Genomic DNA, 13,181 nt, shown 5'->3' with positions numbered 1-13,181 from the left:
GATCGCCTGAGCCGCAACGCCGTTGATGCGACTTTCTTCCCCTGGGCTCACGCCCATTCCTCGCGAGACAAGAAAGTCGCCACAACGACGTCCTCCGCTGCGCTTCGGCCCGCGAGCGGGTGCGTCGCCGATCGTCTTCGGCCCTAGATCGCCATCGAGGCCGCGGTGGTCGCGGGCTCGAAACACAAATAGGTAGAGTAGGGGCACAGCGCCTGTCCGTCTTGCGACGGATGGTTTCTGCGCCCCTCTCGCCGAACCGGGCGTGCAAGTTTCCAAGCAACCGGCTCTCCATGCGCGGCTTACGCCGCGTGTGGTCCTCACGCGTCCATGAGGGTGTTGAACGACGCCCAGAAGCGATCGGCTCCTTTGCGGAACTTCTCGCCAGGATCGTTCCATCCGTTCGGTATGCGTATGCCCCGGTGCGGGAAGTGGAGTGATCCGCCTTCCCGGAAGAACCGCAGCGATTTCGGTCCGTCGACCCATCGCCAGCGGCTGTCGGGCGCTGTTGCCTGGAAGCGGCGACGCAGTTCTTGCCACGTCGTCTTAGGATGCTTCCGGTGCAGCCATCGCCCGATGCGCTCCCACAGCCACCAATCCAGACTGGCGAAGTCCCGCGTGGCCCACGTGGCGTAGCGGTAGTAGTTTCGCCATCCGGTGATGACCGGGTTGAGATCGTCGATGAGATCGGCAAGGGCTTGGCCTGTCGGCGTCGCCCTCACCCTGACCTTGATCTTGTGGCGCAGGTCTTTCAGCTTGCTCTTCGGAATGAAGAGATTACCGACCATACGACCGGTGCGGCGTGCCTTGGTCTGCACCACTCGATAGCCGAGGAAGTCGAAGCCTTCCCCGACGCCGGTGATCCTGGTCTTTTCCATCGACAGTTCCATGCGCAATTCCGTTTTGAGGAACTGTGCCAACGCAAACTTTTCAGCTTCTGCTTCCTCGCGGGTCCCGTCCGTCAGCACGACGAAGTCGTCGGCGTAACGTACGGCAGAATGTAGGCCTGTTTCTCCGGCGATCGTAAAGCCGCCGGTCGGCTGCATTCTGCGGTCGTTCGCGAGGGCGCATCCACCGTCCGTATCTCTCGTCGATGGCCGCCAGATAGACGTTGGCCAGCAATGGCGAGATGATGCCGCCCTGCGGGGTGCCCGTAACAGGGTGGCGGACGGTGCCCTCGATCATGACACCGGCTTTTAGGAAGGCGAGCACGAGCCTGAGGACCTTGCGATCCCCGACGCGTCGGCGCACACGCTCCATCAGCACATGATGATCGACGGCATCGAAGCAGCCCTTGATGTCACCCTCGATCACGAAGCGGTACTCGGAAGTGCCGCTGGGTGTGGGGTGCAGTCGTCGCTGGATTTTCGCCAGCGCATCATGGGTGCTCCGGCCGGGCCGGAAGCCATAGGAGGTCGGATAGAAGTCCGCCTCGAAGATCGGCTCCAGCACGAGCTTCAAAGCCATTTGCACCAGTCGGTCTTTGAGCGTCGGAATGCCGAGCGGACGCACCTTGCCGGGCTTACCCGGTTTGGGGATCAGCCTTTGCCGGACAGGCTCGGGCCGATAGGTGCCGCTGCGTAGTTCACCGCGGATATCCTCGATGAACCGTACTGCGCCGCCCAGCTGCTCTTCGACCGTCTTCCGCGTGACGCCATCGGTACCCGGTGTGCGGCTGCCTTTGTTACGGGTCAACCGACGCCAGCTTTCCAAAAGCGTCCTGCGGTCGCATATGATGTTGAACAGATCCGCGAACACCTTTTCGGCATTCGCGACACTCCACCTGTGAAGCTTGCGCTGCATGTCGAGGACGAACGCGGTATTCACCGCGCCGGGCCTCATCGGCCCGCCTCCTGCCGGCTTGCTTCACCCACTGTCTCCCTTCGCCATGTGGACGGCTTTCCCGCCCTCTGACTACTACGAAGACTCCGCCCCCTACCGCGCCGATCATCGGTCGCCTCGATCATCTCGCGCCATCCGGCGCGAGAGAACACGGCAAGATTCCCAAGTTCACCTGTCGTCCCTTCACCTGCCTTAGGGACCGACTCTACCCCGTGAGGATTCCGGCCAACGGTCACCGCAAGCTGGGCCGCTGGCTGACGTGCGCGATCACGCACGTCCCTGATCTCCGTCCACTCAGCGGAGATCGGCACTCCTCCGGTCTTTCGACCGATCCGCCCACTTCCGGTTCGGCGGATTCCATGTTGCAACGAGGCTTCAAACATCGGTTCGATAACTCTTTCCGTAGCAGGTACGCTCGCCGGACCAGCCTCGGACGGAAGTCCCGGGTCGTCCGACTTTGACGGGTTCTGCTCATTTATGGCTCGCCGGAGGCACCCAGCTTACCTCACCCATCTGCTTCAACCCCCGTGCTTGCGGCACGTGGGCTGCGGGGTCTCCCACCCCGCAGGGGCAACAAGTGCGCGTGACGGACTCCACCCGTCACTCTTGGCGCACGAGAAGTGACATGGCTAATATAAGGTCGGTAACGAGTTTCACGGCGAGATCGTCACCCTGAGCCTTCAGACCAAGGGCGTCCGCATCGTCGCCGAGACCAACCGCTCTAACGACAACGCGCCCAGCCACCGCATCTATGTGGGCCGGGCGGATTATGCGTAGCGCGGGATTATGCGGAGTCGTTGGCTGGTAGCCGCGGTTTTCCCGGGCTTTTGTGGCTGTTGTGGTTGCGCCGCTCCGCATAATAACGAGGGCTCTGTCCGCGGCGTCCCGCGATGTTGCGAGACGCCGCGGTGTCGGTCAGCGCGACCAGATCGGCGCACACTCGCCATCGTCGCCTTCGAAGAGGTTGGCGTAGATGGGCGCCGTAAAGGACGGATCGTCGAGCTTGACCGAGTGGTAGGAGCGATTGTCCTTCGAAGTCCGGCGCCAGGCGGCACCGATCTCGACGCCTGAGACGATCACGCGCAGGTCTGGCGCCTTGTCGCTGGTGGAGGCGGGATCGCTGGGGACGATGCGCGCCTTGGCATCGATCGCGAGCGTCTTGATGGTGCCGGTGTAGGTGCCATCGTTGCTGCGGGTGAACGAACCGATCTGGGACATGGTGGATCTCCTGTGCTGTGTTCAAGCCCGCGACCATCGCGGCCTTGTGGCGATCGAAAGCCCCGGGACGGCCGACCCGCACCGTCAGGCCGCAGCGCATGCGAAGGACCGCGTGCGGCGATCTTGTTGCTGCGCGAGGAGCGGCGCAGCCGCGGGGAAGAAGATCGCCGGCACGCTGTTGCGGGGAACAGGCCGGGTCGCAGACCGCATCTCGGGGCAGATCCGCCCAGCAAGGCCCGTCGGTCGCAGGGCATCACGGCACGCCCGGAGAACCATCCGGCTCCAATCGGACACGCACGGGACGAGCGCGCCCAACACAACCGCTGACTGACGTTCCGAACAGCAACCACCTCGACCATAGTCCAGCCTCCACATGCAGAAGGGGGCGACATGCCAACAGGTGTCTATGTCCGTCAGAACGCGGTCTGTGACCGATTGAAGGCGGGAATGGCCGCGGACCACGCGGCCGACTTTGCTCAATGGCTCCGCGGGCGCCGATACACGCCACTTACCATCGTCGAGAGGACACGGCTGCTTGCGAGCTGGACGCATTGGGCGCGCGAGGAAGGCTACACGCTCCCTTCGATCCGTGAGGCGCATGCGGCCTCATTCGCCTTGATCGAAGCGGGACATCGGCCGCGCTTCCGCGGCGACCTCAACAAGGACGCGGTCGAGTGCGCCAAGCTGTTCATCGCCTACCTTGAGGATCAGGGCGTGATGACGCGATTGCCTACGAAATCGGCGGCGCCACTGGTGGCGGAGTTTGCGGCTTGGGCCCGCGAGCAGCGCGGCCTGGCGGAAACTACGCTCGCCGCGTATCTTGGGACGATTACTCCCTTCGTCGATGCGCTGGGGGATATCCCGACGGCCTACGACGCCGTGACGATCCGGGCATACATGATCGAACGTGCGAAGGCCGTATCGGTCGAGCGCATGAAGGGCATATCGGTCGGCATCCGCGCGTTCCTGCGCTTCCTGATCGCGACAGGACGATGTCCGCCTGGGCTCGACCACGCCATGCCGAATGTTGCGGGATGGCGGCTGGCATCGATCCCGCGCTTCCTGCCTGATGCCGATATCGCGCGGATCATCAGTGTGTGCGACGGGGAGCGGCGCCTGCGCGACCGAGCCATCATCCTGCTGTTGGTCCGGCTCGGGCTTCGGGCGAGCGAGGTGGCGCGGCTCAGCTTCGACGATATCGACTGGCGGCAGGGCAGCATCCGCCTGTGCGGCAAAGGCCGGCGCGAGGAACTGCTGCCGCTCACCCAGGAGATCGGCGACGCGCTGCTCGCCTACATAGAACGCGGACGGCCGGCACTGGCGACACCATCCCTGTTTATCACCGAATATGCGCCGCTGCGGCCAATCGACCGCATCACGGTCAAATGCCTGGTCAAGCGTGCGCTCAAGCGCGCTGGCGTCGAGAGCCGTTACAAGGGTGCGCATATCCTGCGCCACTCGGCGGCTACGGCGATGCTCCGCCACGGCGTCAGCCTGCCAGGCGTGAGCACGGTGTTGCGCCACCGATCGCAAGCAATGACGGCGCATTACGCCAAGGTCGATATCGCGCTGCTGGCGGCCGTCGCGCAGCCCTGGCCGGGGAGGTCGCCATGCTGATCGATGATGTTGATCGCTACATCGAGCTGCGCCGCTCGCTCGGCTTCAAGCTCGCAAAGACGGCCCGACACCTCACCGCGTTCGCGCGCTATGCGGTCGACCAGGGCGATACCCATGTTCGCCGCGAGACCGCGATCGCCTGGGCGGCGGCCGTCTCGTCGACGCCCCGCAGTCACCAGCGGCGGCTTCAGGAGATCGCGCTCTTTGCACGCTTCCTCTACGCGGAGGATCGCGCGCATGAAGTACCGCATCATCCCCGCAGCCCTGCAACACGTCCTGCGCCCTATATCTACACGCCAGAGGAACTGGCTCGCATGCTCGACGCTGCGGGCAATCTACGGCGCCAAAAGCCCAGCCCGCTCAGGCGCCACATCTATGTGATGCTGATCGGGCTGCTGGCGTCGACGGGTCTGCGGATTTCCGAGGCTCTGAACCTGAGGTTGGACGATCTGCTGCCCGACGGCGTGCTGCACATCCGCCTGACTAAGTTCAACAAGAGCAGGCTCGTACCAATGCACCGCAGCGTGGTCGAGGCGCTGCAGGCCTACCTTGAGGTCCGGCGGCGGTTCGCCGGGATGGATGACCATGTGTTCCTGTCCGTGGGTGCCAAGCCGATGTCGCTTCGGACCGCCCAGAGCAACTTCTATGTGATCCTGCGCAAGGCTAGCGTCGGTCAGAATCGGCCGCGTCGCCCGCGTATCCATGATCTGCGCCACACCTTCGCGACGCGTGTGCTGGAGCAATGCGCGACGCGTCGTGATGATGTTGCGCGCGACTTCGTCGCTCTCGCCACTTATCTCGGCTATGCAGACATCCGGCATACCTACTGGTATCTGGAAGCCACCCCGGACCTCATGGCCGATATAGCGGGTGCTGCCGAGGCGCTGATCGCCGGGGAGGTCGCATGACGCCGATCGCCCCGCTCATCACCAGCTTCATGCGCGAGCACATGCCACAGCAGCGCGGCTACAGTCCACACTCCTGCGAGACCTATGCGTACAGCTTCCAGCTGTTGTTCGCCTTTGCCGCCCGGCGTCTGCACACGCGCCCTCTCTGCTCCAGCTCGAGCAGATCGATGCAGACATGGTGGTCGCGTTCCTGCATCACATCGAACATGACCGCGGCAACGGTCCGGCGACTCGCAACCTGCGGCTCGCCGCGATCAAGTCGTTCATGCGCTACGTCGAGCTGCGGCATCCCGGCGCCTTGGAGCAGGTCGCCAAGATCAATGCGATCCCAGGCAAGCGTCATGACCAGAAGCTCATCCGCCATCTGACCATGGACGAGATCCGCTCCGTGCTCAATGCGCCCGACGCGACGACACGCCTCGGACTACGGGATCGAGCGATGTTGCATCTGTGCTTCGCCGGCGGCCTGCGCGTCTCCGAGTTGACCGGCCTCACCCTGGAGAACGTCACGCTGCAACCGAGGCCAAGCATCCTGGTGTTCGGCAAGGGCCGGCGCGAACGCAGCCTTCCGCTATGGAAGGAAACCGCTCGCGACCTGCGCGCTTGGCTGTCAGTGCGAGGAAAGCAGCCGGCGACAGAGCTGTTCGTCAACGCCCAAGGGATGGCGATGACCCGCGCCGGCTTTGAGTATATCCTCGAAAAGCACGCAAAGGCGGCCGCAGCTCGATGCCCGACGCTAGGCGGCCGCACCCTGTCGCCACACCTTTTGCGGCACAGTTGTGCAGTCCTGATGCTGCAGGCCACACGCGACATCCGCAAGGTTGCGCTCTGGCTTGGCCACGCCGATATCCGCAGGACGGAGATTTATCTCCGCATGGATCCCTCTGAAAAGCTGGAGGCTGTGGAAGCGGTCATTCCGCCGGCGCGGCGCCGTGGACGGTTCAAGGCACCAGACGCGCTGATTGCCTCGCTGTTGGAGAAAGCACCTCCGCCTTCAGGGTGAGAGAGGTCGGGCAGCCGATCGTTACGACGAAATACCTTTGATGCGCTGTGACGTCGCGGCATCACCGCGCCGTCCCGCACGAGCAATCGAGCTCTTCTCCATTGGGTTGGAATCGGCGAAGCAAAGCGCTGTGGCTCGATCGCGCTTGCCGTGATGGTGTCGCCGTCGCGGCGGTGGTGAGGCCTTTGAGCGATGCTCTCCTGTCGGGCTGCTTGGCCCACGTCCATACCGGCCTTTTGCTGGCGGATTACGCGCCACAATACGCTCGCTGCGCTCGCCGACCTTTACCCGCAATGGCTTGTTCGCGATCTTCTTCCCCTGCCGCCAAGCGGCGGCATTCCTCGCGAGGCAACAAGATCGCTCAGCCCGCCATCCTCCGCTGCGCTGCGGGCCAGAGGCTGCGGGCCGGTCGTTGCGGCGCTCAAAGATCGCCATCAAGGCCGCGATGGTCGCGGGCTTGAAAACAGCAACAGGAGATTACCATGGCTCAGATTGGCACCTTCACCCGCGCCGAAGACGGCTCATACACCGGCACCATCAAGACGCTCTCGCTCAACTTCAAGGCGCGCTTCCTTCCTGCCGAACCCTCCGAGAACGAGAAGGCTCCGAACCTGCGCGTGGTGGTCGGCAATGTCGAGATAGGTGCCGCGTGGCAGCGGACCTCCAAGGACAATACCGTCTATCACTCGGTCAAGCTCGACGACCCGTCCTTCTCGGCGCCCATCTACGCCAATCTCGTCGCGGTCGACGACGGCCACGCGCTGGTCTGGTCGCGCTGACCCACACCGCTGCGGTGCCTCGCCTCGCGCGAGGCGCCGCAGCTCCTCTCCACGGGATTATGCGGAGCGACACAGTCGCAAAAGCTCGGGAAAATCGCGGCTACCAGTCCACGACTCCGCATAATCCCGCGCTACGCATAATCGGCCTTATGCGGTGCACCGCATAAGGCGGAGATCGGGGCAGCCTGGTCGAAGCGCTCCGAAGAGGGTCGCGATTACCTCTCGCTCAAGCTCGACGACCCCTCGTTCAACGCGCCGATCTACGCGAACCTGTTCGATGACGAAGGCGGCGAAGGCTACACCCTGCTCTGGTCGAGGCCGCGGAAGAACGGTGAGTAGCACTCACTTCACCCAGCCCCGTCCGGTCCGCCGGGCGGGGATTCGTGTTCCAGCCGTGAGCAGCGAGTGCCGAGCCACCGGAAACAAGCGTCTGACCGAAGTTCTCTCACCTTTGCTTCGGCAGCTTGATTCGCTCCTTGCAGAATTCCTCATCGGGCAACACGAGATCGACGTGGCTAACGCCCAATGTGCTCGCGAGTTCGAACAGCGTCACGACCGTGGGATTGCGCCGACCACGCTCTAAATCGCTGATGTATTGCTGAGTAAAGCCGGACGCCTCGGAGAATTTCTCCTGTGTGAAGCCTTTTTGCTTCCGGAACTTAGCGAAATTCCGCCCCACCAACTTGCGCATGTCCATCTGCGCAAGTTGCGGGTTTACATACTATCTGGTTTATCTCCTATAATATGTATTCCCAAGTGTGACCGTCTTGGGAACAAGACCAATGTGCGGACTTTCAGCGAACGCCCGCTGAGCGTACCGTGGCTGCGGGCGCTCTTAATGCTTTTCTCGCGAGATTCTTGATGCAAACACCGCCGCTTGACCCGGATGTCGCGGAGTTGGCGCCCAACGATCCGGTGCTCACGTCCTATGACGAAAAGCATCTGGTGACCTACTGGCGCCTGCTCGATGCCCAAGCGGATGGTGCGGACTGGAAAGAAGTGGCCCTGATCGTGTTGCATATCGATCCGGATCGCGAACCGGCGCGAGCCCGCAATGCATTTGACAGCCATCTGGCGCGCGCAAAATGGATAGCAGACCACGGCTATCGCGATTTGCTGCGCGGCGGCGCCAATAAATAGCAAAGATCTATCGTCTCGATTCCAAATCGAGAACAGATTTCCCCGCTGACGCGTGATCGCCTGCATGCATCACGCGATGCACAATTGGCGACTTCCCCAACAATCCCAAGCTTCATAGACATTGCGCCGCAATCGACATACGGCAGGGATCACAGCAATGTCCGAGTTCGACTGGCGCTCACCGGAGGCCTATCAACACGCTATCAAGTCGGGCGAGATGGCGGATTTCGCCTGGGAGTCACTGCGGCGCAGCCCTAACTATCGAGCTTCCTATCGAGAAAATCGGTCGCAGATGACTTCCGAATTACGAAGGAGATGGGGCATCTGCTTTCGCTCATGACCCGCAGCGGTCCTTTTACCAACAGACAATCTTCTGGGCACCTGAGGCGCTGCCGACGGTGGTGCCGCTCGTTCAGAGCGCGTCCGGCTCAAAAGCGGTCGGCGCGCGGCTACCGCTTGCCGACCTTTCATCGGGCACCATCAGCAAGGCATCTGACGGCTGGCATGCCGTATTGCGCATTCAAGGAGCGCAACACCATCTCTGGCTGAAAGATGCGCCGCAGTTTGGTGTCTCTTATGCAGCCGAACTGCCGCTCGATGCGGATTTTGAGATCCGCGCCCACGCCTCACATCGGCTGTGGCGCGCAGTCAAGGGCCGCCCGGCAGGACCTCCCCTTCATCAACTTTCGGCGCAGCGGCGCGAACGACTCGTCTTGGTGCTGCGAGCGCTCGATGGACGCATGGATGGTGCATCATATCGCCTCATCGCCGAGGTGCTGTTCGGCCGAAAACGCATCCCTGAACGCGCCTGGAAAACTCACGAATTGCGCAGCCGGACCATCCGCCTGGTGCAGGCTGGCTTGGCTCTGATGCGCGGCGGCTATCGCGCGTTGCTACGTCCCCCATCTCGCAAGGAGTAGAGCAGGGGTGCCGAAAATCATCGGTCCATCTTCGGCATCCCCCTGAGCACTCCTACTCCGTCATCGTGACCCCCGACGCGCGATCGAACCCGGTCGCGCTCCAGACGACCACGGAGCCCTCGCAAATGCCCGATCCGAACGCCGGCTTGCCGCCGCGATACCTGCGCACGCCGGAGGCGGCGCGCTTTCTCGGACTGTCCGGCCGTACCCTCGAAAAGCACCGCACCTATGGCACGGGCCCGACGTACCGGAAGCTGGGCGGTCGCGTTGTGTATGCGCTCGAAGACCTGACGGCGTGGGTTGACCGCGGCGCCAAAACGTCCACCAGCGATCCTGGTGCAGGCACAGTCCTGCCCGCGAAACGGCACACACCGATTCCGTATGCGGGCAAGGAGCGGCGCTGACCTATGGCGGACAGCAACTCAACTGCAGCCGGAAGGCGGCGGTCAGAGCGCGACCAACTCGATCTGTTTCGCGCGCTTCCTGGCGATCTCGCTCCACGGGACGCGCAAGACTTGATGGCTTATCCGTTCTTCTCGCTAGCAAAGTCGAAGCGGATCGTTCCTATCGACTTCCGCGCAGGTAAGATCACCATCCGTGTCGAAGCGGTGCCGGAACATGGGCTGGCGACGATCTGGGACGCGGACGTTCTGATCTGGGCTGCCTCACAGATCGTCCAGGCCCGTGATGCCGGTTTGAAAACCTCGCGCCTGATCGCCGCCACCCCCTATGAGATCCTGACGTTCGTCGGCCGTGGCACCAGTGTACGCGACTACGACCGCCTAAAGGCTGCGCTCGACCGATTGCAATCAACCAGCGTCATGACTTCAATCCGGCAGCCGACGGAACGGCGGCGGCATCGCTTCTCCTGGATCAACGAATGGAAGCACACAAGCGATGTGCACGGGCATGCTCGTGGAATCGAGTTGATCTTACCCGATTGGTTCTACACGGGCGTCCTAGACGAATCGCTCGTGCTGACCATTGACCGCGCGTATTTCGATCTGACCGGTGGACTCGAACGTTGGCTCTATCGCCTCGTCCGCAAGCATGGGGGTCGTCAGCATGGCGGTTGGAGCTTCGGTCTTGTGCACTTGCATGCCAAGTCCGGGAGCCTCTCGCCGCTCAAGCACTTCGCCTACGATCTGCGCCAGATCGTGCATCATCAGACGTTGCCGGGCTATCGGCTGGCTATCACACACGACCTGAATGGCGAAGAACGATTGAATTTCGCACCCGTCCCCATCGACCGCCTACGCAGCGATTGCGAAAACCGTGGCGTCATCAGCCCTGCGGGGGATAAGCTGTGAATTCGCTCGTGCTATCAGGGACTGGAAGCCTCGTGCCTTCGGGGACCCCATCCGCGTGCTATCGAGGACCGAAATCACACCTAAAGCACTGCGACGCCAATCTTTCCAGCTCTCTTAACTTTACTAACATACTGACACTAACTTCTTGTTGTGAATCGGTGCGTTGTGAACAAGTCGGTCGCGCATGCAACGAGGATGCCTCATGCGCCTACTCTGTCACGCGCAAGACCGTCCTGCAATGCGGATCTGTTCTCCAATACGCGCGTGCAAGCGCGATCGCGCGCAAAATTACGCGATCACGAGTATCGGAATCACCGCATCACGCTCGTCGCTTTCCCCTGCGGCAGCTCGCTGATCGAGGAGAACTCGCGAACGTCCGTGGTCGGCACGACCGCCACCACATGCCGGAATCTGGAGAACGGGCGGTCAGGCTAACCCGCGTCGTGCATGATGGCCTCACAGCTCAGCATAAGGCCGCCGACAACAAAAGTTGCGATGTCACCCAAATCCCCGTCTCCTCGGGAGACGCCGCTCCGCCGTGGCGGAAGGAGAAGACGCGCGTGGAAGCGGTCGGGTCGCGGCAGCCCTCAAGCCGCCGCAGCGACCCGGCCGCGCTTGCCGCCGGCGCCAAACCGAAAGGTGGTGCCATCGATCCAGATCGTGTGCAGCAGCATGGCGAGCGCGCGCGCCACCGCGGTCGCCGCGCGCTTCAGACCCTTCTTCCTGGCCAGCCGCAGGCCCCACAGCCGCAGCTTAAAATTCTTCGGAATGCGCGTGAGGATCGCGATCGGCGCCTCGTACAGCATCGCCCGCGTCAGCTCATCGCCGCATTTGGAGATGCTGCCGATCCTATCGGTCTGTTCGGATTGATACCGCCGCGGCGTCAGCCCGAAATGGGCGCCAACGTTGGTCGACTTCTTGAACCGCGCCCGATCATCGACCGTGTCGCGGAACGTCAATGCCACGAGGGTGCCGACGCCGGGCACCGTAATCATTCGTCGCACGGCGCTGTCGCCCCGCGCCGCCATCAGGGCCAGGCGGTGCAGTTTTGCGACCTGCTGCCGCATCGCATTGCGGGCGTCCAACAGCGGCGCGACGATCGCTTCCAATTCCTTCTTCCCGGCCAAGAGATCGCGCGCTCGCGCATCAAAAGGGCCGACCGAGATCTCGCCGACGTTCAGGCCGAACGGGCGCAACAGGCCGCGGATCATGTTCTCCATGTCCGGCACCTTACCGACCGTCGCCTTGCGCCCGATCGGCAACGCCCGCAGCGTTTGCGCGCTTTCCTATCTGACCTCGACGCCACGGAACCAACGGGTCCCCATCATCTGCGCAATGCCATTGGCGTCATTGCGATCGGTCTTGTTCAGCATCGCGTTCGGCGACGGCTTGGCACGCCCAGTCTCGATGCAGATCACGGGAACGACCTTTTCGCTCAAAGCCGTGAACAGCGAGGCAGAGTAGGAGAACGCATCAAGCCCGACGCGCTTCCGTTGGGCTCTCCACTTCGCGAGACACAGCTTGGTCGCGTCCGGAGAGGTCTCGAGCGTCGTTTCTGGACGACGTTGCCGTCCGTCCACCACCCAAACATTCATGGCCCGCAGCGACACGTCGAGCCCTGCATAAAATTCCATCCTTCGTTTCTACCATTCTCCGCCGAAACGCGCCGGCCGTTCCGTTCCCGGACAGTCGCGAAGCATCATCTCCACAATGTGGCCGGCGAGGGGAAACAAGTCACTACATCGGAGACCTGCAATGCTTTCGCCTCTTCCAGCGAATTGGAGCCTCGCCGATGTGGTTCTTTGCAGCAGGATTGCTGCAAGCGTTCGGCGACCACGATTCCATCAAAGCGTCATTGCAGCAGTCCTGCCGACGCCAACGCTCTTCGTGCGATGCGCCAGCGAAGCGCATCGTTGGCTCGTCAAAAAAAGTCCTCTCAACAATATGGAGAAGTCAGGTGAGCGAGGTCACAACTGTTGAGCTTTTTTGGCTCGAGAAGCGCATCGAAAATCGAATCCGATTCGGAAAACCTGCATCAGAGAGGATCGTTGACCATCACCGGCGCATTCTCTCGTTTTTGCCTGGCAGCATCTTCGCGTTCGTGCGCTGGACCTCCAACGACTTCGGAACCATCCTGTCGCGGATCGACATTTTGCGCGCCGTCGCGCCAGGGCAGCGATACTCAACCGTGCCTTGGGTCAGCCCCGGCGGCGAAAGCCTGCTGCGATTGGCTGGTTGGCCAAAGGTCGAGCGCGTTCTCCAGTTGATCGACGCCGTGGAGTCACTGGGCATCGATGCTGCCGATGCAGCCCCTGACTATTGGCATCACGCCCACAACCGTCTTTCCGTCAACGAAACGCCACGAGCTTATACCCGTGCACGCCACCAGGCGTGGCTCAGTCGGCGCAGGGTGGCACTCTGATGAGACGCCTGGGGAACGTTCTTGC

At 62.5% G+C, this 13,181-nt stretch carries 15 protein-coding genes and 3 pseudogenes; 12 read left to right on the top strand and 6 right to left on the bottom strand.

What is annotated here, in order from left to right; all coding sequences use genetic code 11:
• Nucleotides 1–317: 317 nt before the first annotated feature.
• Both AB8Z38_RS18050 and AB8Z38_RS18045 read right to left on the bottom strand, forming a co-directional pair.
• Nucleotides 318–965, bottom strand: coding sequence for a group II intron maturase-specific domain-containing protein (locus tag AB8Z38_RS18050; protein WP_369726337.1), 648 nt, complete (start codon nt 963–965; stop codon nt 318–320).
• A complete protein-coding gene (locus tag AB8Z38_RS18045; RefSeq protein WP_369726336.1) occupies nt 928–1,839 on the bottom strand; it encodes a reverse transcriptase domain-containing protein in 912 nt (303 codons plus the stop codon). The genes AB8Z38_RS18050 and AB8Z38_RS18045 overlap by 38 nt, the downstream gene beginning before the upstream one ends.
• A gap of 636 nt (nt 1,840–2,475) precedes the next feature.
• On the opposite strand from AB8Z38_RS18045, the pseudogene AB8Z38_RS18040 reads away from it, so the two are divergent.
• Nucleotides 2,476–2,607, top strand: a pseudogene (locus AB8Z38_RS18040) (DUF736 family protein); the annotation flags it as partial.
• Between the two features lie 147 nt (nt 2,608–2,754).
• Here the strand turns inward: AB8Z38_RS18040 and AB8Z38_RS18035 are convergent.
• Entirely contained in the window at nt 2,755–3,057 is a 303-nt protein-coding gene (locus tag AB8Z38_RS18035) for a DUF736 domain-containing protein (RefSeq protein ID WP_369726335.1), read from the bottom strand.
• A 390-nt stretch (nt 3,058–3,447) separates the two neighbouring features.
• On the opposite strand from AB8Z38_RS18035, the gene AB8Z38_RS18030 reads away from it, so the two are divergent.
• The 5 genes and pseudogenes from AB8Z38_RS18030 to AB8Z38_RS18010 form a co-directional block, all read left to right on the top strand.
• On the top strand, nt 3,448–4,674 hold the full coding sequence (locus AB8Z38_RS18030) for a tyrosine-type recombinase/integrase (protein ID WP_369726334.1): 1,227 nt from the start codon (nt 3,448–3,450) through the stop codon (nt 4,672–4,674).
• Nucleotides 4,668–5,582 carry a tyrosine-type recombinase/integrase gene (locus AB8Z38_RS18025; RefSeq protein ID WP_369726333.1) on the top strand — a complete coding sequence of 305 codons (915 nt, stop codon included), beginning with the start codon at nt 4,668–4,670 and terminating at the stop codon, nt 5,580–5,582. Before AB8Z38_RS18030 ends, AB8Z38_RS18025 begins: the two co-directional genes overlap by 7 nt.
• Nucleotides 5,579–6,585 (top strand): annotated as a pseudogene (locus tag AB8Z38_RS18020) (tyrosine-type recombinase/integrase). The gene AB8Z38_RS18025 and the pseudogene AB8Z38_RS18020 overlap by 4 nt, the downstream one beginning before the upstream one ends.
• 482 nt (nt 6,586–7,067) lie before the next feature.
• On the top strand, nt 7,068–7,364 hold the full coding sequence (locus AB8Z38_RS18015) for a DUF736 domain-containing protein (protein ID WP_369726332.1): 297 nt from the start codon (nt 7,068–7,070) through the stop codon (nt 7,362–7,364).
• Nucleotides 7,365–7,529: 165 nt separating this feature from the next.
• A pseudogene (locus AB8Z38_RS18010) lies at nt 7,530–7,703 on the top strand (DUF736 domain-containing protein); the annotation flags it as partial.
• Nucleotides 7,704–7,809: 106 nt separating this feature from the next.
• On the opposite strand, the gene AB8Z38_RS18005 reads toward AB8Z38_RS18010, so the two are convergent.
• Nucleotides 7,810–8,061 carry a helix-turn-helix domain-containing protein gene (locus AB8Z38_RS18005; RefSeq protein WP_369726331.1) on the bottom strand — a complete coding sequence of 84 codons (252 nt, stop codon included), beginning with the start codon at nt 8,059–8,061 and terminating at the stop codon, nt 7,810–7,812.
• Nucleotides 8,062–8,225: 164 nt separating this feature from the next.
• On the opposite strand from AB8Z38_RS18005, the gene AB8Z38_RS18000 reads away from it, so the two are divergent.
• The 5 genes from AB8Z38_RS18000 (at nt 8,226) to AB8Z38_RS17980 (ending at nt 10,734) form a co-directional block, all read left to right on the top strand.
• Nucleotides 8,226–8,504, top strand: a complete 279-nt coding sequence (locus AB8Z38_RS18000; protein WP_369726330.1) for a DNA -binding domain-containing protein — start codon at nt 8,226–8,228, stop codon at nt 8,502–8,504.
• 157 nt (nt 8,505–8,661) lie between these two features.
• Entirely contained in the window at nt 8,662–8,844 is a 183-nt protein-coding gene (locus tag AB8Z38_RS17995; RefSeq protein ID WP_369726329.1) for a transcriptional regulator domain-containing protein, read from the top strand.
• 58 nt (nt 8,845–8,902) lie between these two features.
• Nucleotides 8,903–9,424, top strand: coding sequence for a DUF2285 domain-containing protein (locus AB8Z38_RS17990; protein ID WP_369726328.1), 522 nt, complete (start codon nt 8,903–8,905; stop codon nt 9,422–9,424).
• Between the two features lie 125 nt (nt 9,425–9,549).
• Complete coding sequence (locus tag AB8Z38_RS17985) at nt 9,550–9,828, top strand: AlpA family transcriptional regulator (RefSeq protein ID WP_148742779.1); 279 nt, start codon at nt 9,550–9,552, stop codon at nt 9,826–9,828.
• Nucleotides 9,829–9,831: 3 nt separating this feature from the next.
• Nucleotides 9,832–10,734, top strand: coding sequence for a replication initiator protein A (locus AB8Z38_RS17980; RefSeq protein ID WP_369726327.1), 903 nt, complete (start codon nt 9,832–9,834; stop codon nt 10,732–10,734).
• Between the two features lie 587 nt (nt 10,735–11,321).
• Here AB8Z38_RS17980 and AB8Z38_RS17975 read toward each other — a convergent pair.
• A complete protein-coding gene (locus tag AB8Z38_RS17975; protein ID WP_369726326.1) occupies nt 11,322–11,996 on the bottom strand; it encodes a transposase in 675 nt (224 codons plus the stop codon).
• A 24-nt stretch (nt 11,997–12,020) separates the two neighbouring features.
• Nucleotides 12,021–12,368, bottom strand: coding sequence for a hypothetical protein (locus AB8Z38_RS17970; protein ID WP_369726325.1), 348 nt, complete (start codon nt 12,366–12,368; stop codon nt 12,021–12,023).
• Nucleotides 12,369–12,691: 323 nt separating this feature from the next.
• On the opposite strand from AB8Z38_RS17970, the gene AB8Z38_RS17965 reads away from it, so the two are divergent.
• Complete coding sequence (locus AB8Z38_RS17965; protein WP_369726527.1) at nt 12,692–13,156, top strand: DUF2840 domain-containing protein; 465 nt, start codon at nt 12,692–12,694, stop codon at nt 13,154–13,156.
• The last annotated feature ends 25 nt before the right edge of the window (nt 13,157–13,181 follow it).

This window comes from Bradyrhizobium sp. LLZ17 (assembly GCF_041200145.1).
Lineage (GTDB): Bacteria > Pseudomonadota > Alphaproteobacteria > Rhizobiales > Xanthobacteraceae > Bradyrhizobium.
The sequence above is the reverse complement of the archived record's forward strand: the minus strand, read 5'-3'. Positions and strand labels throughout refer to the sequence as shown.

Excerpts from the sequence above, each read along its gene's own strand:
- AB8Z38_RS18045 (WP_369726336.1), bottom strand. The coding sequence starts at position 1,839 with ATGAGGCCCGGCGCGGTGAATACCGCGTTCGTCCTCGACATGCAGCGC.
- AB8Z38_RS18035 (WP_369726335.1), bottom strand. The coding sequence starts at position 3,057 with ATGTCCCAGATCGGTTCGTTCACCCGCAGCAACGATGGCACCTACACC.
- AB8Z38_RS18030 (WP_369726334.1), top strand. The coding sequence starts at position 3,448 with ATGCCAACAGGTGTCTATGTCCGTCAGAACGCGGTCTGTGACCGATTG.
- AB8Z38_RS18025 (WP_369726333.1), top strand. The coding sequence starts at position 4,668 with ATGCTGATCGATGATGTTGATCGCTACATCGAGCTGCGCCGCTCGCTC.
- AB8Z38_RS18015 (WP_369726332.1), top strand. The coding sequence starts at position 7,068 with ATGGCTCAGATTGGCACCTTCACCCGCGCCGAAGACGGCTCATACACC.
- AB8Z38_RS18005 (WP_369726331.1), bottom strand. The coding sequence starts at position 8,061 with ATGGACATGCGCAAGTTGGTGGGGCGGAATTTCGCTAAGTTCCGGAAG.
- AB8Z38_RS18000 (WP_369726330.1), top strand. The coding sequence starts at position 8,226 with ATGCAAACACCGCCGCTTGACCCGGATGTCGCGGAGTTGGCGCCCAAC.
- AB8Z38_RS17995 (WP_369726329.1), top strand. The coding sequence starts at position 8,662 with ATGTCCGAGTTCGACTGGCGCTCACCGGAGGCCTATCAACACGCTATC.
- AB8Z38_RS17985 (WP_148742779.1), top strand. The coding sequence starts at position 9,550 with ATGCCCGATCCGAACGCCGGCTTGCCGCCGCGATACCTGCGCACGCCG.
- AB8Z38_RS17980 (WP_369726327.1), top strand. The coding sequence starts at position 9,832 with ATGGCGGACAGCAACTCAACTGCAGCCGGAAGGCGGCGGTCAGAGCGC.
- AB8Z38_RS17970 (WP_369726325.1), bottom strand. The coding sequence starts at position 12,368 with ATGGAATTTTATGCAGGGCTCGACGTGTCGCTGCGGGCCATGAATGTT.